Origin of the sequence: Sphingobium sp. ZW T5_29 (genome assembly GCF_044987515.1) — a bacterium.
In the GTDB taxonomy this organism is placed as follows: domain Bacteria; phylum Pseudomonadota; class Alphaproteobacteria; order Sphingomonadales; family Sphingomonadaceae; genus Sphingobium.
The window spans coordinates 1-24,112 of sequence record NZ_JBJDRM010000021.1; the positions used below are offsets into that span (position 1 = coordinate 1).

The following is a 24,112-nucleotide window of genomic DNA, read 5'->3' on the forward strand; positions in this document are numbered from 1 at the left end:
CCAATGACGGCAGCCATGTGACGAGCGGCAGCTTCACGGTGAGCGCGACCGACGGGATCGCGAACATCGTGGTGGGGGGCACGGTGTTCACCCTGGCGCAGATGCAGGCGTTCGGCACGACCAATGGCGTTGTCAACACGGGCGAGGGGACGCTGCGCCTGACCGGCTACAATGCGGGGACGGGCGCGGTGAGCTACAGCTACACGCTAAGCGCCACCATCGACAATGACAGCAAGAGCGGGGCGACGCTCACCGAGTTTGACGACAGCGTCGCGCTGAGCGTCAACGGCATCAGCGGGACCACCGCCAGCGACACGCTGATCGTTCGGATCGTCGATGACACGCCGCAGGCGGTCGATGACGTGGACAGCGTGACGGAGGGACTTGGCAACAAGGCTGACGGCAATGTGTTTACCGGCGCGGGCGGCATGGACGCCAATGCGACAGACGGCGTGGCGGACACGATCGGCGCGGACGGCGCGGTTGTTGGCGGCGCGGTGTCGGGGGCTCGCCTGGGCACGGAGGCAGGGGGCGGGGCGCTGACGGCGGTTGGCGCTGCGGGCGCCACGATCAGCGGCACCTATGGCGACCTGCTGATCAAGGCGGATGGCAGTTATGTCTACACGCTCAAGACCGCGTCGATCCCGGCGGGCGTGGCGAGCGAGACCTTCACCTACCAGGTCACGGACGGCGACGGAGACACCGACCTGGCGCAGTTGGTGATCAGCCTGAACCAAGACGCGCGCGTGCCTGATGTCACGGGCGATACGAGCACGGTTTATGAGGATGGCTTGGCCGACGGGTTGCAACATGGCGCGGCGAGCGAGACCGACACGACCGGCCAATTCACGGTCAACGCTAACGGCGAGAGCTACACCCTGACGCTCGACGGCGATCTGAACCCGGCGCAGACGATCACGGCGGTGGGCCAGCAGGTGGTGACCAGCAAGGGCGTGCTGACGATTACCTCGATTTCGGCACCGGACGTGAACGGCACCGTGACCTATGGCTACAGCTACACGCTGAGCCAGGCGTTGACGCACAGCGGCCAGGGCGAGGTTAACCCGCTGACCGACACGATCAGCATGACGGTGACGGACGCCACCGGCGACAGCGACGCTACGCCGGGATCGATCGTGATTTCCATCGTCGATGACATTCCGACGAGCTTCGCGCCCATATCGACCACGTTGACAAACGCTGCGGGGCAGAGCGCAACTCGTGGCCTGGACGTTGATTCCAACATCAACAATAATGTTGGCGCCGATCAGCCGGGAACGCTGACCTTTGCCAACATCGTCAATGGCCAGGATACTGCGCTGAATTCGAATGGCACGATGATCGAGCTGTGGCTGTCGAATGGCGGCACCACGCTCCAAGGCCGTACTGGCAGCACCAATGGCACCGATGGGACGCTCATCTATACCGTACAGCTCAATCAGAACCTTGGGACTTACACAACCACGATTCATCAAGCGATCGACAATGGGTCGGGGGCATTCTTCAACGACCTTTCGGGCGGCGTGGCGGGCAATCCGCCCTTCAAGCTGGTCGGATCGACGAGCGCTGACAATCTGGAAATCCTGTTCACGCCGATCAGCAATCAGGCATCTCCAAGCGTGAACAGCGACTCCGACGACATCGGAGTAGACGGTCAATTCATCGACATCACCAATCCCGATGCTGGTCTGCGACTGGACTTCGGCGACTTTACGTATGACGCGAATGGAGGCGGCACGTCCGATGACGCCTTCGTCATGGTCAATCATCAGACGGTCAACGGCTTCAAGTTCACGATCGATCAGATATCGAATGGGACCACCGCTGATGTCCGGCTGAAGGCAGTTGATGCCAACGAAGACGGCAATGTCGAACAGCAGGAACCCAACACCGCAGATGATACGACCCTCGCCATCACCATGGTCAAGATCTACAATGCTGCCGGCACGTTGATTGACACGGTCACGGCCGACAAGAATGTGGCAGGCGGCATTGTTGTCGATTTTGAAGCCAGCGGTACGGTTCTGATCACGGGATTGAGCGCGCAATATAAGGTCCAGACTTATACTGCGTCGGGATATGACCGCATCGAAATCACCAATGCCGGGACAAGCGGCGGCACGGACGGCAAATTCTCGCTGAGCCAATTGCAGGTGGAAACAACCCAGACGGGCAATCCGGTTAATCTGAATTTTGATCTGTCGCTGACGGATGCTGACGGAGATCAGGTCATTGTCAACGATGCCATCAACCTGACGTTGGTCCCTCCCATCGCCCTCGACCTGGATGGTGATGGGGTCGAGTATCTTGGCCTTAGCGCAGGTGTAAGCCACGATTATTTCGGCACTGGCGCGGTGGCCACGGCGTGGGTTGCGGCTGATGACGGGCTTCTTGCCTTTCGCAATCCCGACGGATCGTTGAAGATCGTATTTTCCACCCAGGCGGGAGAGACCGACCTTCAGGGACTAGCCAAGGTTTATGACAGCCATCAAGACGGCATGCTGGATGCAAGCGACGCGGATTTCGCGAGCTTTGGCGTGTGGCAGGATGCGAATAGCGACGGCATCGTCCAGGACGGAGAGTTCAGGACACTTTCCGAAGCGAAAATCGTTTCGCTCAATCTGACTTCGGACGGTCAGGCCGGAGAGGCAGCTGGAGGCGATGTCCAGATTTTTGGCCAGACCAGCTACACTACGACCAACGGTGAAACATATGCTGCGGCTGACGTGGCATTCCAGACCGAGGCATCCGGTGGCGAAACCGAACAGGTCGAGGCGGAGCGAACCCAGCAGACTGGATTTAACCAGGCCCTGATTGCGGCCAGCCTTGTGGCCGTTGTTGGCGCAGCCGAAGCGGGTGAGCAGGAACCGGTAACGGCGTCTTCCGCAGACGAGGCGAATGCGGAGCCTGCGGTCCAAGCCAGCGCCACGGTTGAAACCAGTCCGATAACGGACGAGGATCAGCCTGCAGCGTCGCTTGCCCTGCAAGATCAGGATGATGGCAGCGCCAACGACCCTGCCCAGCAGTCGACCCACGGCGGTGAAGCTGCCCCGGATCACAGCAGCCTGTCGGCAGGCGAGGATATGTCTGCGGGCGCGCCATCGGATGCCAGTGACGCACCCCCGGCGGACTTTGACAGCCATGATGCGCTGCTTGCCCAACCGATCGATCTGCCTGTCTTCGATGGCAATGCAGCGGTTCTGGCGGCGGCCCATGACATTGCCCCGGATGAGGTGGCGCAGGTCGTCGCCGATGCGCTGGGTGCGCAGGACGTTGCGCATATCGATGCGCTGCTGGCTGCCTTGCCTGGTGGTGAGCATCCGATTGCGCTGGCGATGTTCAATCCCGCGGCCGTCGAGCCGGTGGACATGGGGCACATGGCTGTTGCTGCGGCAGTCTTCGACGCGGCGATGGCGGCGCATGACGCCATGGCGGTGGCACATGCCTGACATGCTGGACCACGGAATCTCGCGGGAAAATTTTTGGGGGAGAATGATTATGCGGAACGGGTTGAGGAGCGTTGCATCCTTCGGCCTTGCGGCGGGGATGCTAGCCACAGGAGCGTGGGCCGCCCCCGCTTCATCCTTGCTGCAGCTTGGCAATTCACAGCTGAAGGGCGAGCTTAAAAGCCGCTACGATAAGGCGGTTGCTGCGACGGCGGACGCCACGCTGCGGGGCGCGCAGGACAGCCGGTGGACCTGGGCCGTAGAGGCCAAGAACCAGTGCGGCATCGCCATAGGTTTCATGAAATCGGGCACGAAGGATGCGGACAGCATCAACAAGTGCGACGAGTTTGTGGCCCGCCTTTCGGCTGCGCCACCGCCGCCGGTGCCGGACGCAGCCTCAGCCCCACCCGCGCTGGACTGTACGGCGCCGGCGGTGTCAATCTTCTTTGACTGGAACATGGACACACCACTGCCAGAGGGCGCGACGACGATCGGTCAGATCACACAGTCCGCGGCCCAATGCGGTTGGAATCGCTTTGGCGTTACCGGTTATACCGACACGTCCGGCGGCAAGGGCTATAATGATGGCCTATCGCTGCGCCGGGCGCAGAATGTTGCCGGGCTGATGGGCCAGGGTGGCATCGCGATGGACGCGATGACCGTCAGTGGGCTGGGCGAGACCCAGCTGAAAATCGAAACGGCCGACAATGTACGCGAACCGATGAACCGTCGGGTCGAAGTCACTGCCAGCGCGAATTGAGGGGAGGCGATCATGACAACCATGCGCAAGACTTGCGGAAGCCTGGTGGCCCTTTGCGCGGCGGCTATGGCTACAACCGGCTGGACCCAGACCACGGACCTGAAAAGCGCCATCGCTGCCGCGATCGACAGCCATCCTGAAATCAACCAGGCTATCCAGAACAAGGAAGCCATCGAGTTTGAACGCGAGCAGGCCAAGGGACTATACCTGCCCCGGATCAGCGTGGAAGGTTCTGCGGGCATCCGGCGCCTGGAGAACAATACCCGCCGGACCCTCGGCATCGGTGATGAGACACTCTATCCGCTGGAAGCGAGCGTGCTGGCAGAGGAGACGCTGTTTGATTCTGGCTATCGCAGCGCCGAAAAGCGTCGGCAGGCTGCCCGCATCGACGGTGCGGCCCTGCGCGTCGGTGAACGGTCGCAGTTCGTCGCGTTGAATGTCACGCGCCAATATCTGGACTATATGTTGCAGCAACGGATCGTCGCGGCGGCGGAAGACAATATCGCCTTCCATCGCAAGCTGCTCGGCGATCTGGGTGAGGGCGTGTCGAAGGGGTCGATCAGCATCGCCGACCAGCAACAGGCTGAAGAGCGCCTTCAGTCCGCCCTGGTTCGCCAAAGCGAGGCCCAGCAGGACCTGACCAACGCGGCGATCAGCTTTCGGACGCTGACCGGGCTGTCGATCGATCAGGTTTCGATGCCGGATGCGGTGACGAGTGCAGTGCCTCCCACGCTGGACGAAGCAATTGCGGGCGCGCGTACCAACAATCCCCTAATCCGCGAGGCTGAGGCCGATATTCAGGCTGCACACGCGGTTGTAGATGAGGCCCAGTCCGAACTTGGGCCGACGGTCACGCTGGAAGGGCGAGGCCGCATTGGCGAGGATGTGGACGGTTTCCGGGGCAGCACCAATGACGTTCAAGGTCGCGTCGTCCTGCGTTGGCAGCTCTACAATGGCGGCATCAATCGCGCGAAGGTCCAGGAAATGAACCGCCGTGCGAGCGAGGCGCGTTTCCGCCTGAGCCAACGCCAGCGTGAGGCGGAAGAAGATGTCCGCACCGCCTGGAACCGTTGGGACACCGAAAAGAAGCGCCTGACCGATTTGTCGCGTCAGGGGATCGTATCGGATTCGCTGCTGGTATCCTATCGTGAGCAGTTCAACGTCGGCCGCCGGTCGCTGCTGGACGTGCTGGACAGCCAGAACACCCGTTTCAATACGCAGGTGCGGACTGAAACGGCCCGTTTTTCGGAAATTTTCGCACAATATCAGATATTGGCTGCGACCAACCAGCTGCTCGACACGCTGGGGATCGCCCAGCCTTCGGGCGCAGATCCTTATGCGCGCAAGAAATATGACGTCCCGGACCTGCCGCCTGCCGAATTGCAGCGGCGACGTTATCCGGGCTGAATTTCCATGATTGGGGTCACCCCGGCGGATGCCGGGGTGGCGCGGGGTAAACAATGTTGGAACGAAGCACACTCAGTCTGGCCGAATGGCTGGACCATCACGGCACGCCCAGTGACGAACTGATCGAATGCATCGCCCATGTCGCGAGGCATTTCGACCGGTCGCCGGAAATCGTGGGCCTGCGCGCTGGCATTGCCGTTGATGAATCCGGGCGCGTGCCTTTCCACCAGGCGGAATCCGCGCTCGATCAGATCGGTCTGCTGACTGATCTAATCCGGGGTCGATTGAACAAGTGGCGGCCCGGTAACTTCCCCGCCATTCTTCCCTTGAGGGATGAACGCTTCCTGTTGTTGCTCGACATCAAGCAGGGCGACGCCCTTGTGCAGCTGCCCCGCGCGAGTGAACCCGTCTGGGCGCCGCTGTCGGACCTGGAGGCTCATTTCACTGGTGAAGCGCTGGTGGTCATGGCCGATCATGGTCGCGAAAGGGCCGAAGAACGCCCTTGGGACGAACGCGCGCGGCAGCACTGGTTCTGGCGGGAAGTCTGGCGCGCCCGCGGATCTTTCGGCTATGTGATGTTGGCTGCGGCGATCATCAACCTGCTCGCCTTCGCCCTGCCGCTGTTCACGATGAACGTCTATGATCGGATCATTCCGAACAAGGCGGCTTCCAGCCTCTGGGTGCTGGGCGCCGGCGTGATGCTGGCCTTTGCGTTCGACTTCGTGCTCAGGATTGCGCGAGCAAGATTAGTGGACGAATCCGGGCGGGAAATTGACGAACGCTTGTCGCATCGTCTGTTCGAAAAGGTGATGAACGTGCCGCTCGCTAGTCGTGCAGGCAGCACCGGGGCGCTCGCACGCCGCGTGTCGGAATTCGAAACGGTCCGCGAATTCTTCACCTCGACCACCGTGGTCCTGGTGGTGGACCTCGCATTTCTCTTCCTCTTCGTCGCCATCATTGCGGTTCTGGGCGGATGGCTGGCGGTAGTGCCTGTCGTCACGATGGCCATCATGGCGACTGCCGGTTTTATTCTACAACGGTCGATGGCCAGCCTGTCACGTGATGCGCAGGCCGATTCCAGCCTGCAAAGCGCTGCTCTGGTCGAAGCGATTGGCGGCATGGAGACCCTGAAGGCGTGCCGTGGCGAAGGGCGGATGCTCAGCCGCTGGCGTCGCTATGCCCGGATGAGCGCTGCGACACAGGAAAAGCTGCGGCGGCTGAGTTCGACCAGTGTCACACTCGCATCGCTTTGCCAGCAGGTGACGAGCATCGCGCTGGTGATCGGCGGATTCTACATGTTTGCCGCGGGCAAGATTTCCATGGGGGCGATCATAGCCATCGTCATGCTGGCGGGGCGCTCGCTCGCGCCGGTGGGACAGCTTGCCTTCGTTATCGTGCGGGCGCGCCAGGCGATGACCACGCTCGACAGTTTGCAGTCACTGATCGACCAGCCGGATGAACGGCTGGATGGAGCGCGCGGCATCATCCCGAAAATCCGCAAGGGTGCGATTGTCGCGCAGGGACTGGAGTTTGCCTATCCGGGCGCTACACAGCCAAGCCTGAAGGGCATCAATCTGCGCATCGAACCGGGGGAGCGGATCGGGATCATCGGACGCGTGGCGTCGGGTAAATCGACACTGGGCCGGGTCATTTGCGGGCTGTATCCGCCGACCGGCGGCATGCTGACCATCGACGATATCGACAGTCGCCAATATCATCCGCATGAACTGCGCTCCGCCTTCCGCTATGTCGGGCAGGATGCTGAACTGTTCAGTGGTTCGGTCCGGGAAAACCTGCTGCTGGGCGCGCGGGAAGCCGATGACGCAAAGCTGCTGGAAGCGCTGGAACGCTCAGGCGCGTCGCGCTTTTTCGGGCGCGATGCGGCGGGTTTCGACCTTCACATAGGGGAACGGGGCAGTCGCCTTTCCGGCGGACAGCGCAGCTTTCTGGTGCTGGCCAGGGCGCTGGTTGAACCGGCGAAGCTGCTCTTTCTGGACGAGCCGACCGGGGCGATGGACAATCAGACCGAAAATCTGTTCGTCGACCATCTCGCAAAGGCCCTTGACCCCGGTCAGACGCTGATCGTGTCGACCCATCGCCATGCATTGCTCCGCATCGTCGACCGGCTGATCGTGATCGACCAGGGCGTGGTGATGGCGGATGGTCCGCGCGATGAGATCGTCGGCCAGCTCCAGCGGGGAGGCGTGCAATGAGCGCCCTTGTCCGCAGCGTGTCCGTCGCAGCGCCGCTGGCTTTGCTGGCCGCTTATACGATGCTGTGGCAGGGCGAGCGGGAAGCAGCCGATCCGGTCGTCCAGGCGAAAGGCGAGGCTGTTGCATCGCCCATCCCGCGCCAATATCGCGCGCTGGTCGACATGACCGCGCAGCAAGCCGCAGAGGTGACGACGGGGCAGGCCGCACAGGCGCAAAATGATGAGCTGCGCTTCGCACACAGCGCGATTGCCGCAGCGGCGCCATTCCATGCGCTGATGTCGGCTGGCGAAGACCGCAAGCGCGCACTGCATTGCCTTGCGCAGGCAGTTTATTATGAGGCAGCGGCCGAGCCGGACAGCGGGCAGCGTGCCGTGGCGCAGGTGGTGCTCAATCGCGTACGGCACCCCGCCTTCGCCAAGACTGTGTGCGGCGTCGTATATCAACGTTTCAACGCTGCGGTCTGCCAGTTCAGCTTTGTCTGCGACGGTTCGCTGGCGCAACGGCCCGTGCCTGTCCTGTGGAATCGGGCCCAGCGGGTTGCGGCTGGCGCGCTGGAGGGGCAGGTCGAAAAGAGTGTGGGAACGGCCACCCATTATCATGCCGACTATGTCTTTCCCCGTTGGGCGCCGCATCTGGCCAAGCTGGCGAAGATAGGGGCGCATATCTTCTATCGCTGGCCGGGCACCTGGGGCCTGCCCCGCGCCTTCACGGGGCGCTACGCGGGCGGTGAGTATGTCCCGGCTTTTGACGCGTCCCACATGGCCTCGATAGCGGAGCCAGACATAGACTATCCCCCCGTCGCAGCCCTGCCAGAGAGGCGCGCAGCCAATGATGTTGGCGGGCGGATGGACCCGGCGAAGGGGTGGAAGCTGTCGATCGCCGACCCTTCGCGAAGCAATGGCGCGCTCAGCAGCATGCTGGCCGCTCAGGAAAAGACAAGGACGGTCGCGCTGGCGACCGACGAACATGCAGTTCAGAAGGGCCAACCATGATGGGGCGCTGGATCAACTGGTTGCGGGGACAGCCAGCCAACAAACAGGTCATCCTCTACAGCGGCGGGGGGATGCTGGTTTTCCTGCTGTGGGCCGGCCTGGCGCCGGTGGATGAGGTGACGCGCGGGCAGGGGCGGGTGATCCCGTCCAGCAAGGCGCAGGTCATCCAGTCCGCCGAGCCGACGACGATCGAGGAAATTCTGGTTCGGTCGGGGCAAAAGGTGGGCAAGGGCCAGTTGCTGGTGCGCCTGGACGACGCAATGCTGGCATCCGAACTGGGACAATTGCAGGCGGAAACGCGATCCTTGACGGCACGGGCTGGACGCCTTGAAAAAGAAGGCACCGGTGTGGGGGCGGAATGTGCAAGCGGTGCATCCGAGTGTCAGCAGGAACAGGCGCTGGCCCAGGTCCGTCAGTCCGCACTTCGCAGCAAGCAGGACGCGATGTCGGCTCAGGTCGATCAGCGTCGGCGGGAATTGGGCGAAGCGCAGGCGACGATCGACAGCCTGGGCGGCAGCGTTCAACTGGCGCGCCAACGGGTGGCGATGCTGGAGCCGCTGGCGGCGAAATCCATCATCCCGCAAACGGAACTGCTGGACGCAAGACGCGACGTTGTGGATGCGCAGGGACGGTTGAACGCCGCTAAACAGCAGGCTTCGCGGGCTTCGGCCGCCATTCGCGAGGCGCAGGCGCAGCTGTCGGAGGCCAATTTTCAGTTCCGGCAGGATGCCCTGGACGAACGTAGCCAGTTGGAGGCGAAAATCTCGGTCAACAGCGAGTCCCTGCGCGGGGCGAAGGGCCGCGCGCAGCGCGCAGAGATACGTTCCCCTGTCGATGGAGTCGTCAATGACGTTCAGGTGACTACCATCGGCGGCTTCGTCACGGCTGGGCAAAAGATCATGCAGATCGTTCCCATAGGCGACAAGCTGCTGGTCGAAACACGGGTCAAGCCCAACGATATCGCATTCATCAAGACTGGCGACCGGGCGGTCGTGAAGGTCACGGCCTATGATTTTTCGATCTATGGCGGCCTGACCGGCACGGTTCAGCAGGTGTCAGCAGACAGCGTTTATGACGAAGCAACGCGGGAGGCCTATTTCACCGTCGTGGTGGAAACGGATCGTGCCTGGCTTGGATCAGGCGCGCACAAGCTGCCTATCACGCCCGGCATGGTATGTGATGTGGAGATACTGACCGGCCGCAAGTCTGTGCTGGCCTATCTGCTGAAACCCATCATGAAGGCGCGGGCTGAGGCGTTGCGGGAGCGGTAAGACGCCAGTTTGATCAGCGCGCCGCGAACTGCACCGGCTGCGGGGTGCTTACCCGGTAGCCGTGGGTCCATCGGCCAAAGGCGTTGAAGCTCATGATCGGCCGATAGTCGCTGACCGCTGACGACGGAAGAACGCGGTCCGTCATATTGTCCAGGATCATCAACTGGCCATCGACCCGTACCGCAAGTACGGCGTGATCGGCCCGGCGGACCAGATCGCGCGCGATGACCAGGAACATTGCACGGCGGTCGAAACCAGCGGCGGCCAAAAGCTGCATTTTCGCGATGGCATAGTCTTCGCAATCGCCTGCGCCGCGCTGCAGCGACTGTATCGCCGAAGTCCAGATGTCTCCCCCCTGTGGGTCATTCACGAAGCGCAGGCGGCCATTGACCCAGCGATTTACCATTTCGACCTGCTGCAGCCCCTGCGCCGCGCGAGCGGATCGAAGCAGGCTGGCGGGAATTGCTGCGGTCGGGGCGGAGCGGGCTACCGCCGCCCACTTACCGTCGAGCGGCGTGCGGGACACCGCCATTGCGACCGAGCCGAAAATATCGGGCTGGCCGTTCCGGGGGGCGTCGACTGGTTGGGACGGTAGTGGCGCTGTTTCCACCAAGAGGCTGGCTGTGGCCCGAACGCCGGTTGCCGGTGCCGCAATAAAGCCGCCCATGAACGCTGGCATCAGGTCGGGCTGACGATAGCTGACAGCGGGCTGGCCCAGTGTCAGGCGGATGCCCTGCAATTCCCAGCCAGGCATATACGCCAGAATCTTTTTGATGCGCCCTTCGTTGACGATGGCTTGCGGTTCCACGAATGCGGCAGTCCATGAAAGGGGGGAAGTGCTGCCCTGTTGTGCGCTGATCGCGGTCAGGCGGCTCATGCCGCCGGCCAGCAGCGTCGACGCTACGCGATCCGCGTTGCCATAGGGCAAGGCGCCCAATGTCGATGTGGCGCGCGCGGGCGACAGATGCATTTCCGCCTGGGCCGCTCCGGCATTCACGGCCAGCAGCAGGGCGGGCGCGGCGCTGACCGCGATGCGAAGGGGGTGGGCGAAGCCTGCCATGCTGGCGGGTATCGCGCAGAAGGTTGAACATCCCGTGGCCCGCTCTGGTTAACGCGGGAGTAGCCATGAAAGGCGGGGCGCGACGTCAGGCCGCCCGATCAGGCGTCGATGGCTTCTTCGTCCACCGTCGCAGCGTTTTCCTGGATGAAGGCGAAGCGGTGCGCGGGATTGGTCCCCATCAGCCGTTCCACAAGTTCGCGGACCTGTTGCCGATCTTCAATGTCATCGGGCAGGGTGATGCGAATGAGGCTGCGGGTTTTCGGGTCCATGGTGGTTTCCCGTAACTGGATGGCGTTCATTTCACCCAGCCCCTTGAACCGGCTGACTTCGACCTTCTTGCCCTTGAATTCCTTGGCCAGCAGTTCCTCTCGATGCGCGTCATCCTTGGCATAGGCGCTCTTGCCACCCGCGACGAGCCGATAGAGCGGCGGCTGGGCGAGGTAGAGATGACCGCGCCGGACCAGTTCGGGCATTTCCTGGAAGAAGAACGTCATGAGCAGCGTGGCGATATGCGCCCCGTCCACGTCGGCGTCGGTCATGATGACGATGCGTTCGTAACGAAGATTGTCGGGGTTGCAGTCCTTTCGCGTGCCGCAGCCGAACGCCAGGATCATGTCGGCAATTTCCTGGTTTGCCAGGATCTTGGCCATATTCGCCGAAGCCACGTTCAATATCTTGCCGCGCAGGGGCAGGATCGCCTGGGTCTTGCGGTCACGCGCCTGCTTCGCCGACCCGCCAGCGGAATCGCCTTCGACCAGGAAGATTTCAGTGCCTTCGGGGCTGTCGGTCGAACAATCGGTCAGCTTTCCGGGCAAGCGCAGCTTGCGCGCGGAGGTTGCGGTCTTGCGCTTGATTTCCTTTTCGGCCTTACGCTTCAGCCGTTCGTCCATGCGGTCGATCACGTAAGCCAGCAGCGCCTTGCCGCGTTCCATATGATCGGACAGATAATGATCGAAATGGTCGCGCACGGCGTTTTCGACCAGGCGCGCCGCTTCGGGGCTGGTCAGGCGGTCCTTGGTCTGGCTTTGAAACTGAGGATCGCGGATGAAGACGGACAGCATGATCTCTGACGATGTCACGATGTCATCAGCGGTGATGTCCTTCGACTTTTTTTGCCCCACCAGTTCGCCAAAAGCGCGGATGCCCTTGACCAAAGCGGCGCGCAGGCCCGCTTCATGGGTGCCGCCATCGGGGGTCGGGATCGTGTTGCAATACCAGCTATAGCTGCCGTCCGACCACAGCGGCCAAGCGACCGCCCATTCGACGCGACCAACGGTATCGGGGAAATCCTGGCTGCCGGAGAAAAAGGCGCTGGTGGCGCATTCACGATTTCCGACCTGTTCCTTCAGATGGTCGGCCAGACCGCCGGGAAACTGGAACACAGCTTCAGGTGGCGTGTCGTCGCTGATCAGTTCAGGCGCGCATTTCCAACGAATTTCGACGCCAGCGAACAGATAGGCCTTCGAACGGGCAAGGCGATAGAGGCGGGTGGGTTTGAACTTCTGCTCCCCGAAAATCTCCTGATCGGGAATGAAACTGACCGACGTGCCCCGTCGATTCGGTGCGGCGCCCACCTTTTCCAGGCCGCTGGTCGGCAAGCCTTGCGCGAAGCTCTGACGAAACAGTTCCTTGTTGCGCGCGACTTCCACGACGGTCACCGACGACAGGGCGTTCACAACGCTGACGCCCACGCCGTGCAGGCCGCCGGAGGTCGCATAAGCCTTGTCAGTGAACTTGCCGCCCGAATGGAGGGTGGTCAGGATCACTTCCAGGGCGGACTTGCCGGGAAATTTGGGATGCGGATCGACGGGGATGCCGCGGCCATTATCCGTGATGGTCAGGCGATTGCCCGGTTCCAGCGTGACTTCGATCCGTGTCGCATGCCCCGCAACGGCTTCGTCCATGCTGTTGTCCAGCACTTCGCTGGCGAGGTGGTGAAGCGCGCGTTCGTCCGTGCCGCCGATATACATGCCGGGACGGCGACGAACAGGCTCCAGCCCTTCAAGGACTTCGATCGAAGACGCGTCGTAACCGGGGGAGCTGAGCGGCTGGCTCTGAAACAGATCGGACATGGCCACCAGCTATAAGCGGGTCAGCGACAGGTGCAAGTCAGCCAAGAAGAAGAGGCCGATCACGATGGATCGGCCTCCCTATATTTCCAATTTTTGATGTGCGCAGGGTCAGCGAACGCGCGGGCCACCGAAGGGCAGTGGCGGGGGCGGACGACGCGTGCCGCGTGGCAGCTGCGCCTGATAGGCACGGCCGCAATGTTCCACGCAATAAGGGAAGCCGGGGTTCACCGTTTCGCCGCAAAAGTGGAAATCCGGTTCGCCCGGATGGCCCATCGGCCATTTGCAGATGCGTTCGGTCAGGTCGAGCAGTGACGTCTTGCCCGCGATTTCCGCGCTGGGCTTGGCAGGAACCAGACGGCGTGGCGGCGCGGGTGGGATCGGCGCCTGCTGGTCGCCGGGACCCTGCCGCAGGAAACCGCCGGGGCCGACGGAAATGATACGTGGCTGCGGCGCGGCGGGCGCGTCATTGGCGGGCGCTGCTCCGGTCCCAACCCCTGCCGATGCGGAAGGCGCGACTGGTGCGGCGGCGGGCGGCGCAGCGCGAGCGGTTGTGCTCTGTGGCGCGGGCGCAGGCTTGGGCGCTGCCGTTACTGGGGCGACAGGTGCGGGCTTGCGGGTAGCAGGCGCGGCCTTTTTGGGCGCGTCGTTCGCCTTGACGGGCGACGGACGCGACTGCAGGCCCAGGCGATGCGCCTTGCCGATCACCGCGTTGCGGCTGACGCCACCCAGTTCTTCGGCAATCTGGCTGGCGGTCAGGCCTTTTTCCCACATTGCCTTGAGCTGGTCGATGCGCTCGTCGGTCCAGGACAATGAATGACTCCTCAAAATATTCGGTTCGCGCCCTATATGGGACGCGCAATTCCGCACACAACGCCCTTGCGGCATATCAGGCCAGCCGATAGTCGATCCCATCATGAACGACCAGCCCCAATTTTCGACAAACGCCTCCTCGCGCCCGCCCTTCCACGAACCGGGGGAAATGGTGATCCGCAACGTCAACTGGGCCGGGATGCGTGCGCTGTATCGCAAGGAGGTCCGGCGCTTCATGAAGGTCCAGTTGCAGACCATCTGGGCCCCCGCCGTGACGACTTTGATGTTCCTGGTGATCTTTACGATCGCTCTGGGTGGCGGAAATGGGTCGGGTCGCCAGGTGCTGGGCGTTCCTTTCGCCGATTTCATTGCGCCCGGCCTGATGATCATGGGCATGATGAACAACGCGTTCGCCAACAGCAGCTTTTCCCTGCTGGCAGGCAAGATGCAGGGGACGTTGATCGACTATCTGATGCCGCCCTTGTCCAACAGCGAGCTGTTGCTGGCGCTGGTGGGCGCGGCGATGACCCGTGCGCTATGCGTCGGACTGGCGCTGTGGGGGGCGATGGCCCTGTGGCCGGGCGTGCATGTGACGCCTGCGCACCCGTGGGCGATTATCTGGTTTGGCCTGATGGGGTCGGCGCTGACCGCCTTCATCGGTGTGCTGACGTCAATCTGGGCGGAAAAGTTCGACCATGCTGCGGCCATCACCAATTTCGTGATCGGGCCGATGACCCTGTTGTCGGGCACTTTTTATTCCGTCGACCGGCTGGCGCCCATATTCCAGGCGATCAGCCACGCGAACCCGTTTTTCTACGCCATTTCCGGTTTTCGCTATGGCTTCGTCGCTGCCGCCGATGGCGACGTCGTGGTGGGCAGCATCGTGTTGCTGGTGCTGAACATCGCGCTGGCGATGCTATGCTACACGTTGCTGCGCCGGGGATGGAAGCTGAAGGCCTGAACCCCGATCGTGGGCATCGTGCGCCAGAAGGTCAGGTCAGTCCGGCCATCACCGGCACGGCCAGCGTGATGATGAAAAGAAGCGCGGCGGCGATCATCCAGTGATGCAGGCGGGGGAGGGCGTGGTGGTCCCGCCCTCCCTTCGGCGCCAGCTTCATTCGGCGGTCACGCCTTTGCCGCCCACCCGGATGAGGGAGAAGCCCGCCTCTTCCGCTTCGGCGCTGGGATAGATGTTGCGCAGGTCGATCAGCAGCGGCGTGGTCATCGACCCGGCGAGGCGCTTGAGGTCAAGCGCGCGGAAAATATCCCATTCGGTCACCAGGACCAGCGCGTCTGCGCCAGCCGCTGCTTCATAGGCATCGCGCGTCATGGTGACGCTGGGCATCATCGGCGCGGCGACGTCCATGCCTTCTGGGTCATAGGCGGTGATCTTTGCCCCCGCATCTTCCAGCGCCTGGACGATGGCCAGGCTGGGTGCGTCGCGCATGTCGTCGGTGTTGGGTTTGAAGGTCAGGCCCAGCAGGGCGACTTTCTTGCCGCGCGCGTCGCCGCCAAGCGCCTTCACGATCTTGCGGCCCATCGCCCTTTTCCGAAGGTCGTTTACCTGCACGACCGTTTCGACGATGCGGATGGGCGTATCATAATCCTGCCCGGTCTTGACCAGGGCCAGCGTATCCTTGGGGAAGCAGGAGCCGCCATAGCCGGGTCCGGCATGCAGGAATTTGGACCCGATGCGGTTGTCGAGGCCAATGCCTCGCGACACTTCCTGCACTTCCGCACCGACCGCTTCGCACAGGTCGGCCATTTCGTTGATGAACGTGATTTTCGTCGCCAGGAAGGCGTTGGCGGCATATTTGATCAGCTCTGCCGTGCGCCGTCCAGTGAACATGACGGGCGCCTGGTTAAGGTTCAGCGGGCGATAGACCTGCGCCATCACTGCGATCGCTCGTTCATTCCCCGTGGTGCCGACGACAACGCGGTCGGGGCGCTTGAAATCGCCGATGGCCGCGCCTTCGCGCAGAAATTCGGGATTGGATACGACCTGAATGTCCAGATCGGGCCGCACTTCCTTGACGATACGTTCGACTTCATCCCCGGTGCCGACGGGGACAGTGGATTTGGTGACGATGACCGTCGGCCCGTCCAGCGATTCCGCGATTTCGCGTGCGGCGGCATAGACATAGCTAAGGTCGGCATGGCCATCGCCCCGGCGCGACGGCGTGCCCACGGCGATGAAGATCGCGTCCGCGCCCTTCACCCCTGCCGCCAGATCGGTCGTGAAGGTCAGGCGTCCGGCGGAAGCGTTGTTGGCCACCAGTTGGTCAAGCCCCGGCTCGAAAATGGGCATGCGACCGGATTCGATGGCCTGAATTTTTTCCGCCACCTTATCCACGCAGACGACGTCGTGGCCGAAATCGGCAAAGCAGGCGCCCGATACCAGGCCCACATATCCGGTGCCGATCATCGTGATCTTCATAAACTTCCGCAGTCCTTTGAAATGAAAGGTTGACCGCGCCCTAGCACAGGTCCTTGCGCGTGCGAAAGCGCGCGTCGGAGTTACCCCTTGTTCAGAGGATGGTTACGATTTGCTGCGAAAATCGCCGAAAGGCACGCACAGGGGACGAAGATGAAGGTTGCGGTGGTATTCGGGACACGCCCAGAGGCGATCAAGCTGTTTCCCGTGATCCACGCCCTGCGTGCATGCGAACAGGTGGAAACCCGCGTCATCGTCACCGCGCAGCATCGCGGACTGCTGGATCAGGTGCTGGAAATTGCAGGCATCAGGCCAGACATGGACCTGGACGTCATGACGCCGGGACAGACGCTGGATGGCTTGACGGCCAAGCTGATCGTGGAACTGGGCAAGGCGTTCGATGCCGAGCGGCCTGACCGGGTGGTGGTGCATGGCGACACGCTGACCACGATGGTCGCCAGCCTGGCAGCTTATTATCGCCAGATCCCCGTTGCCCATGTCGAGGCCGGGTTGCGCAGCGGCGATATCCATCATCCCTGGCCCGAAGAGGTGAACCGCCGCGTCGTCGCGTGTATTGCCGATATGAATTTCGCGCCGACGCAGGCGGCTGCCGACGCACTGCTGAAGGAAAACCGTGCGCCCGAGGGCATCCATGTCACTGGTAATACGGTTATCGATGCGTTGCTGGCCACGCGGGATCGGTTGAGGTCGACGCCGTCGCTGGCTGCCGGTCTCGACGGGTTGGCGAAGCGATTCGCGGGCAAAAGGATATTGGCGGTGACCAGCCATCGGCGGGAGAATTTCGGCGGAGGCATGGAAGCGATCGCCCGGTCCATCGCCGACATCGCCGCTCGGGCTGATGTTGCGGTCATCTTCCCCGTGCACCCGAATCCCAATGTGCGCCCGGTGATGGAATCGGTGCTGGGCAGCCTGCCCAATGTCGCGATGATCGAACCGCTGGACTATCCCCATTTCGTGCGGCTGCTGGATATGTGCGACCTGGTGCTGACGGACAGTGGCGGCGTGCAGGAGGAAGCGCCTTCGCTGGGGAAGCCCGTACTGGTGATGCGTGAGACGACCGAGCGGCCCGAAGGCGTCATGGCTGGAACGGCGAAGCTGGTCGGCACCGATCGCACGCGGATCGTGCGCGAAGTGCTGGCATTGCTGGATGATGGGGACGCCTATGCCGCGATGGCGCGGGCTCACAATCCCTTCGGCGATGGGCTGGCGGCACAGCGGATCGCCCAAGTCATCGCAAACGGCGCGGCGCGTGCGGCTGAGATGGACGAAGCGGCCTGATATTGTTTGCAACCGGCAGCGTTACCGAAATCTTCAGCATTTCCGGGCAGAAACCGATGTAAATCATCGGCTTCTCAGGATTATTGCATGCCCGTCGACAAGCATCAGAAGGTTTCCGTCATCGGCCTGGGCTATATAGGCCTGCCGACCGCCGCGCTGATCGCACGTGGCGGATGCCAGGTGGTTGGCGTCGATGTCAGCGCTCATGTGGTGGAAACGGTCAATTCGGGCCGCGTTCATATCGAAGAAGTCGATCTGGACGGGCTGGTGCAGGGCGTTGTGGCGCGGGGCAATCTGCGCGCCAGCCTGGAGGTCGAGCCGAGCGACGTTTTCATCATCGCGGTGCCCACGCCCGTGGCTCAGGATCGCGCGCCGGACGTTTCCTATGTGCTGAACGCTGCCCGGACGGTGGCTACCGTGCTGAAGGCGGGCGACACCGTGATCCTAGAATCGACGTCGCCGGTGGGCACGACCGAAGCCATGCGCGACCTGATCGCCCAGCTACGCCCCGACCTCAAAATGCCGGGTCAGGGTGGTGCGGGTGATATTGCCATTGCCTATTGCCCTGAGCGGGTCCTGCCGGGCCGCATCCTGGTCGAATTGATCGACAATGATCGCTGCATCGGTGGCATCACGCCGCGTTGCGCGCGCAAGGCGCTGGCCTTTTATCGCCAGTTCGTGCGGGGCGCGTGCATCACGACGACGGCGCGGGCGGCGGAAATGGTGAAGCTGGTCGAAAACAGCTTCCGCGACGTCAATATCGCTTTTGCCAACGAACTGTCCGTCATCGCCGAACGGATGGACATCGATGTGTGGGAAGTCATCCGGTTGGCCAACCGGCACCCGCGGGTCAACATCCTGCAACCGGGGCCGGGCGTCGGCGGGCACTGCATCGCGGTCGACCCTTGGTTCATCGTTCATGGCGACCCGGAAAACAGCCGCCTAATCCGCACCGCGCGAGAGGTCAATGATGGCAAGACCGAACATGTCGTCGCCTGCGCTTCCGACCTGATCGACGAATATCCGGGCGATGACATTGCCTGCCTAGGCCTGGCGTTCAAGGCGAATATCGACGATTTTCGCGAAAGCCCGGCCGTGAAGGTCGCCGCCCGGCTGGCCCGGCGTTATGGGCGCCGGGTAAAGCTGGTCGAACCCTATGCCCAAGCATTGCCGATGGAGTTTGCTGGCACCGGGGCGGAGTTGATGGATCTCGATACGGCTCTGGAACAATGCAGCGTTTTCGTCATTCTTGTCGATCATGACATGTTCAAATCCGTGCCCGTGGACGAACGCGCCGACAAGGCCGTATATGACACGCGCGGCGTATGGCAGGACCAGCCGCGTCGCGTCGTCCCTTCCTTGCCGGGTCGAATCGCGGTCTGATCAACCGGGCAAGGGCGCAGGCCGTCCTGCCCATGGTTGCCATGGCCTTCCCGCCTCGTTAACCCCTCGCCCGATGGCCGCCCTGCGATGGGCCGCTGAAAAAGCGCGGGGATTTACAGCGGAATGCACGAACCGATCGTCAGGATGACACGGTTGCTGACCGGATTGGCGGCCAGCATCGCGCTGAGCGCCTGCACGACGGTAGAGGACGCGCCCAAGGGAGATGCGGCCTATGAGATCATTCCCCCGGCCCCGGCGGTCGGGATGGATTATCGCATCGCGGCTGACGATGTGCTGCGCATACAGGTCTATCATGAACCCGGTCTGTCGCTGGAGGATGCGCAGGTCACGGCGGCGGGCATGGTGCGCATGCCCCTGGTCGGGGATGTGCCGGTCGCCGGTCTTTCGGCTGGCGAAGCGTCGGACGTGATCGCGGGGAGGCTGGAGGAGCGCTATCTGGTATCACCGCAGGTCACCGTCTTTGTGAAAAAAGCGGTGAGCCGCCGCATCACCGTTGATGGCGAGGTGCGCGAACCGGGCTTGATCCCGTTCGAAGGGCGGCTGGGCCTGTTGCAGGCTGTGGCGCTGGCGAAAGGGCCTACGCGGCTCGCCAGCCTGAAACAGGTGGTTGTCGTGCGCCAAGCCGACGGCGTGCGCAAAGCGGCGATGTTCGACCTGTCGTCTATTCGCAAGGGCGAAGCGCCGGATCCTGAAATTCTGCCGGGCGACATGATCCTGGTAGGGCCTTCGCGGGCCAAGACGATTTTGGGGGCGGGGCTGCTGGCGCTGCCGGCGATTGGAGCAGGCTTCGTCGCGCTGGATGGAGGACGTTGATGTCGAGGTCCAGCATCCGCATCGATCCGGGCAATGGATCAGCTGTCGAGGAAGGCCCTGCCGCGCGCACCGTGGTGACGGCGCGAAACATCTGGACGGCGGTGCGGCGGCATCGCGTGATCCTGTTCGGCACCATGGCTCTGTGCGTTCTGGCGGGCGTGATCTTCATCCTGTTGTCCACGCCTGATTATCGGGCCACGGCCTCGGTCGAAGTGGAGGATGTGCCTGCGGGAGCCGCTGGGTCTGCTTCGGCGCAGCGGCCCCCGGCGCCATCAGACAATGAAGCGTTGATGCAGACGGAACTGGAAGTGCTGCGCAGTCGGTCGTTGGCCGAGGATGTGGCGCGCGAACTGGCGCTGATCGGTAACCGGACATTGTTTGACGCCATGAAGGTCAGGCGGCCGGACCAAGGCTCTGCTTCCCTCAGCCAGCGACAGGTGGAAACCGAGGCGGTGATCGGCCTGCTGCGCGATAATCTGAAGGTGGAACTGCCGGGCAAGTCCCGCGTGATCCGCATCAGCTTTACCAGCGCTGATCCCGTGTTGTCGGCGCGCGTAGCCAATAGCTATGCTGACAGTCTGATCCGCGCCGACCTGAAACGAGGTTTCGAATCGGGCGTGCAGGCGCGCCGTTTCCTGTTGGGCGAACTGGACGGCGCACGCCGGGATCTTGAGCGGGCAGAGCGCGACCTCGCCGTCTATGCGGCGCGAACGGGGGCATCGGATGACGCGTCATCGGCCCGCCCAGCCAATAGCGCCGGGGCCAGCGCCACGCGTCTGGCCCAGCTCAATGCCTTTCGCGCCCAGGCAACGGCTGAACGGATCGCCGCGCAGAAGCGATGGGAAAGCGCCCGACTTTCCAGCGTGGAAACGTTGCCGGAGGTGCTGAACAACGGGGCAATGCAGCAGTTGATGGCGCAACGGGCGCAGGCGCGCGCCGAAATGGTGGAACAGCGGCAATTCCGCAAGGCTGCACACCCCGAAATGCGCGAGGCTCGCGCCCGGATGGAGGCGTTGGACGATCAGGCGCAGGTGATGGCGAACACGATCCGCGCTTCGCTGAAAGAACAATATGACGTCGCCGTTCACGGCGAAAAGCAGATCGAGGCGGAAATTTCCGATGTCGAGCGTCAGACGCTGGCAGAGCGCGGGCGCGGGGTGCAGATGAGCATAATGGAACGGACGGTCGATACCTACAGGCTGTTGCATGACAGCCTGCTCCAGAGGTATCGCGACATGGCCTCGCAGGCCGGTTTCCAGGCGGGCCGCATCCAGCCACTGGACCGGGCCGCAGTGCCATCGCGACCATCATCGCCCCGGATTGGATCGACCATGTTGCTGGCTTCGCTGGGCGGGCTGGCGCTAGGTCTGATGTTGGTGGGCTTGCGCCATGTATTCGATGACGCGGTGACGTCCGCCGATACATTGGCGGAGCGCACGAATCTGCCTCTGCTAGGGACCGTCCCCGCCACCGAAAGGCCGGTTGTGGACACGTTCGTGCCCATCGCTTCATCATTGTTGCTGGCGTCTTCCGCGGGATTGCCGCGTTCAATTCTGGTTACCAGCGCTCAAGAGGGGGAAGGCAAGTCATCCGCCGTGCACGCTTTGGCGCTGGCGCTGGCCAGACTTGATCGGCGGGTGCTGGTGATCGACGCTGACATGCGGCGGCCAAGGCAGCGCAGGCTGTTCGGCGTGACGCCGGAACGCGGCATTAGTGAGGTCATGACCGGGCAGGCGAGCGCGGATGAGGTGATCGTCCCCAGCGGCGTGTCCGGCGTATCGCTGCTGCTGAGCGGTGCGATACCGCCCAACCCCGCCGAGTTGCTGTCCACGCCAGCGCTGGATGCGTTGCTGGCCGGGGTTCAGGAGCAATATGACACGGTGCTGATCGACGCGCCGCCGATCCTGGGCCAGCCCGACACTTTATTGCTGGCGGCAAAGACGCAGACCACGGTGTTGGTCGTCGAATGGGGGCGTAATCATCATGGCGGGCTGCGCGTCGCGGTCGATCGTTTGCGCCGTTCAGGCAGCGCTATCGTCGGCGCGGTGCTGACCAAGCAGGAAGGGCGCGCCTTCGAATATGATTATCACCGGGGCGGCTAGCGGGGCGTTATTGCTGCCGATTGTGGGGGAGATGTCGTTCAGTTGGAAGAGGGCGGGACTGGGCTCCTGCCTTCGCAGGGGCACGTTGCTACGATCCAAGTGCTCCTGCGAAGGCAGGAGCCGAGTTCGAAGGTTTGAAAATCCAGCCGCAACCCCGTTAGCAGCGCTGCCGAATCAAGCCCGCGCGAGCAGGCCTTCGACCAGGCCTTCAAACAGGCGCCGACCGTCGGTCTTGCCATGGGCGGGTTCGATCACGCGCTCCGGGTGGGGCATCATGCCCAGTACATTGCCCGCTTCGTTGAGGATGCCGGCGATGTTGCGAGCGGAACCATTGCAGCTTTCCGCATAACGCAGCGCCACGCGGCCTTCGCCTTCCAGCCGGTCAAGCGTGCCAGCATCGGCGAAATAATTGCCGTCATGATGAGCGACCGGGAAGGTGACCGTTTCGCCAACATCATATTTGCTGGTGAAGACGCTCTGTGCATTTTCAACCGTCAGGCTGACGTCGCGACAGATGAAATGGCCACCGGCATTGCGCAGCAGCGCACCGGGCAGCAGGCCGCTTTCGGTCAGAACCTGAAAACCGTTGCAGATGCCCAGCACATAAGCGCCCCTTTCCGCCGCCTTCGCCACGGCCTGCATCACGGGCGATCGCGCGGCCATCGCGCCGGAACGCAGATAGTCGCCGTAGGAAAAGCCGCCGGGCACGCCGATCAGGTCGATGTCGTCCGGCAGTTCGGTATCCCGGTGCCAGACCATTTCCGGCTTCGTGCCGCTCACCGCTTCGAAAGCCACGGCGAGGTCGCGGTCGCAATTGCTGCCGGGGAAGACGATGACGGCGCTCTTCATGGGTCAGTCCGCCTTTTCGATACGGTAGTTTTCGATCACCGTATTGGCGAGCAGCTTACGGCACATGGCGTCGATATCTTCGTCGCTGGTGCCGTCAGCCAGGTCCAGTTCGATCAGCTTGCCTGCGCGCACGTCATTGACCCCGGCGAAACCAAGGCCGTCTAGCGCGTGGTGAATCGCCTTGCCCTGCGGGTCCAGGACACCGCCCTTGAGGGTGACGAAGATGCGGGCTTTCATGAGGTGCGAAACTCCGTGGATGCTTATGGCGCATCCCCTAGTCCCGTGGCGCGCGACAGGCAAGGCATTATCCCGTTCCCTGGCGATCGTGACACTATCATGGCGGTTCATGAAAAGATGCTTCGCGGCGCCATCCTGCTCGTCTAGGACCGCCCGGTGCCTGCCGATATCTTCTACTATGGTTGCGCCATCGCTGCCGTCACCCTTACCGGCCTTGCCAAGGGGGGATTTGGTGGGATGGGCGCGCTGGCAATGCCGGTGATGGCGCTGGCCATAGACCCAGTGCGCGGTGCGGCCATATTGCTACCCATCCTCATTCTGCAGGATGTCGTCAGCGTATGGGTTTTCCGCCACAGTTGGAGCAAGCATATCCTGAAGGTGATGCTGCCCGGAATGGCGCTCGGAATCGGCATTGGCTATGTTTTCGCGGCCCAAGTGTCGGAAAGCGCGGTCTTGGGTGTCGTTGGGTTGATATCGACGCTGTTTGGCCTTCAACGGCTGTGGATCGAACGGGGCGGGAAGGTCGTGCTGCCGTCCAATTCGCCGGACTGGGTGGGCGCGATTTTTGGGATCGTCAGCGGCTTCACCAGCCAAATCGCCCATGCGGGATCGCCACCCTACCAGATGTGGGTGCTGCCTAAGCGGTTGCCCCGTGATGTGCTGGTGGGCACGACGGCGCTGGCATTTGCAGCGATGAACTGGATGAAGGTGCCCGCTTACGCCGCCCTTGGTCAGTTTACGCGCCCCAACCTGATGGCGACGGCGATGCTGGCCCCGGTGGCGTTGATTTCAACGCTGTTGGGCGTGGCACTGGTGCGGCGGATCGACCAGGCGCGATTTTACACGCTGATCTATCTTCTGATGGTGCTGCTGGGCGGCAAGCTGATGGTCGATGCGGTGGCGGGATAGGGCGCGCCTTCCCCCTCCACCGCTTTCACCAATG

Annotated in this window: 19 protein-coding genes; 12 read left to right on the forward strand and 7 right to left on the reverse strand. The window is 62.7% G+C overall.

What is annotated here, in order from left to right; genetic code table 11:
• The 6 genes from ACI3KQ_RS15230 to ACI3KQ_RS15255 all read left to right on the forward strand — a co-directional run.
• Positions 1-3,449: hypothetical protein (locus ACI3KQ_RS15230; RefSeq protein WP_404959072.1), on the forward strand; the 3,449-nt coding region annotated here is incomplete at its 5' end.
• 97 nt (positions 3,450-3,546) lie between these two features.
• Positions 3,547-4,206: an OmpA family protein gene (locus ACI3KQ_RS15235; RefSeq protein WP_404959074.1), complete on the forward strand. Its 660-nt coding sequence runs from the start codon at positions 3,547-3,549 to the stop codon at positions 4,204-4,206.
• A gap of 12 nt (positions 4,207-4,218) precedes the next feature.
• Positions 4,219-5,613: a TolC family protein gene (locus tag ACI3KQ_RS15240; RefSeq protein ID WP_404959076.1), complete on the forward strand. Its 1,395-nt coding sequence runs from the start codon at positions 4,219-4,221 to the stop codon at positions 5,611-5,613.
• A 53-nt stretch (positions 5,614-5,666) separates the two neighbouring features.
• Complete coding sequence (locus ACI3KQ_RS15245; protein WP_404959078.1) at positions 5,667-7,826, forward strand: type I secretion system permease/ATPase; 2,160 nt, start codon at positions 5,667-5,669, stop codon at positions 7,824-7,826.
• Positions 7,823-8,818, forward strand: coding sequence for a cell wall hydrolase (locus ACI3KQ_RS15250; protein ID WP_404959080.1), 996 nt, complete (start codon positions 7,823-7,825; stop codon positions 8,816-8,818). The genes ACI3KQ_RS15245 and ACI3KQ_RS15250 overlap by 4 nt, the downstream gene beginning before the upstream one ends.
• Entirely contained in the window at positions 8,815-10,089 is a 1,275-nt protein-coding gene (locus ACI3KQ_RS15255) for an HlyD family type I secretion periplasmic adaptor subunit (protein ID WP_404959082.1), read from the forward strand. The genes ACI3KQ_RS15250 and ACI3KQ_RS15255 overlap by 4 nt, the downstream gene beginning before the upstream one ends.
• A 13-nt stretch (positions 10,090-10,102) precedes the next feature.
• On the opposite strand, the gene ACI3KQ_RS15260 is transcribed toward ACI3KQ_RS15255, so the two are convergent.
• The 3 genes from ACI3KQ_RS15260 to ACI3KQ_RS15270 all read right to left on the reverse strand — a co-directional run bounded on the left by ACI3KQ_RS15260 (position 10,103) and on the right by ACI3KQ_RS15270 (position 14,031).
• Entirely contained in the window at positions 10,103-11,149 is a 1,047-nt protein-coding gene (locus ACI3KQ_RS15260; protein WP_404959084.1) for a transglutaminase-like cysteine peptidase, read from the reverse strand.
• Between the two features lie 98 nt (positions 11,150-11,247).
• Entirely contained in the window at positions 11,248-13,221 is a 1,974-nt protein-coding gene (parE, locus tag ACI3KQ_RS15265) for a DNA topoisomerase IV subunit B (protein ID WP_404959086.1), read from the reverse strand.
• A 108-nt stretch (positions 13,222-13,329) separates the two neighbouring features.
• Positions 13,330-14,031 carry a GcrA family cell cycle regulator gene (locus tag ACI3KQ_RS15270; protein ID WP_404959088.1) on the reverse strand — a complete coding sequence of 234 codons (702 nt, stop codon included), beginning with the start codon at positions 14,029-14,031 and terminating at the stop codon, positions 13,330-13,332.
• Positions 14,032-14,134: 103 nt separating this feature from the next.
• Between ACI3KQ_RS15270 and ACI3KQ_RS15275 the strand changes: the two genes are divergently transcribed.
• Positions 14,135-14,992 carry an ABC transporter permease gene (locus ACI3KQ_RS15275; RefSeq protein WP_404959090.1) on the forward strand — a complete coding sequence of 286 codons (858 nt, stop codon included), beginning with the start codon at positions 14,135-14,137 and terminating at the stop codon, positions 14,990-14,992.
• 31 nt (positions 14,993-15,023) lie between these two features.
• Here the strand turns inward: ACI3KQ_RS15275 and ACI3KQ_RS15280 are convergent, their stop codons facing one another.
• Positions 15,024-15,149, reverse strand: coding sequence for a hypothetical protein (locus ACI3KQ_RS15280; RefSeq protein WP_404959092.1), 126 nt, complete (start codon positions 15,147-15,149; stop codon positions 15,024-15,026).
• Positions 15,146-16,468: a UDP-glucose dehydrogenase family protein gene (locus ACI3KQ_RS15285; RefSeq protein WP_404959094.1), complete on the reverse strand. Its 1,323-nt coding sequence runs from the start codon at positions 16,466-16,468 to the stop codon at positions 15,146-15,148. Before ACI3KQ_RS15285 ends, ACI3KQ_RS15280 begins: the two co-directional genes overlap by 4 nt.
• A gap of 150 nt (positions 16,469-16,618) precedes the next feature.
• Between ACI3KQ_RS15285 and wecB the strand changes: the two genes are divergently transcribed.
• The 4 genes from wecB (at position 16,619) to ACI3KQ_RS15305 (ending at position 22,083) form a co-directional block, all read left to right on the forward strand.
• Positions 16,619-17,764: a non-hydrolyzing UDP-N-acetylglucosamine 2-epimerase gene (gene wecB / locus ACI3KQ_RS15290; protein ID WP_404959096.1), complete on the forward strand. Its 1,146-nt coding sequence runs from the start codon at positions 16,619-16,621 to the stop codon at positions 17,762-17,764.
• Positions 17,765-17,851: 87 nt separating this feature from the next.
• On the forward strand, positions 17,852-19,147 hold the full coding sequence (gene wecC / locus ACI3KQ_RS15295) for a UDP-N-acetyl-D-mannosamine dehydrogenase (RefSeq protein ID WP_404959098.1): 1,296 nt from the start codon (positions 17,852-17,854) through the stop codon (positions 19,145-19,147).
• 144 nt (positions 19,148-19,291) lie between these two features.
• Positions 19,292-19,981: a polysaccharide biosynthesis/export family protein gene (locus ACI3KQ_RS15300; protein ID WP_404959125.1), complete on the forward strand. Its 690-nt coding sequence runs from the start codon at positions 19,292-19,294 to the stop codon at positions 19,979-19,981.
• The gene (locus tag ACI3KQ_RS15305) at positions 19,981-22,083 is read left to right on the forward strand and encodes a GumC family protein (RefSeq protein WP_404959100.1); all 2,103 of its coding nucleotides are present in this window, start codon (positions 19,981-19,983) and stop codon (positions 22,081-22,083) included. Before ACI3KQ_RS15300 ends, ACI3KQ_RS15305 begins: the two co-directional genes overlap by 1 nt.
• 174 nt (positions 22,084-22,257) lie before the next feature.
• On the opposite strand, the gene purQ is transcribed toward ACI3KQ_RS15305, so the two are convergent.
• Both purQ and purS read right to left on the reverse strand, forming a co-directional pair.
• Positions 22,258-22,932, reverse strand: coding sequence for a phosphoribosylformylglycinamidine synthase subunit PurQ (gene purQ / locus ACI3KQ_RS15310; protein ID WP_404959101.1), 675 nt, complete (start codon positions 22,930-22,932; stop codon positions 22,258-22,260).
• 3 nt (positions 22,933-22,935) lie between these two features.
• Positions 22,936-23,169, reverse strand: a complete 234-nt coding sequence (purS, locus tag ACI3KQ_RS15315; RefSeq protein WP_167303498.1) for a phosphoribosylformylglycinamidine synthase subunit PurS — start codon at positions 23,167-23,169, stop codon at positions 22,936-22,938.
• A gap of 156 nt (positions 23,170-23,325) precedes the next feature.
• Here purS and ACI3KQ_RS15320 point away from each other — a divergent pair, with 156 nt between their 5' ends.
• A complete protein-coding gene (locus ACI3KQ_RS15320) occupies positions 23,326-24,078 on the forward strand; it encodes a sulfite exporter TauE/SafE family protein (protein WP_404959103.1) in 753 nt (250 codons plus the stop codon).
• Positions 24,079-24,112: the final 34 nt, after the last annotated feature.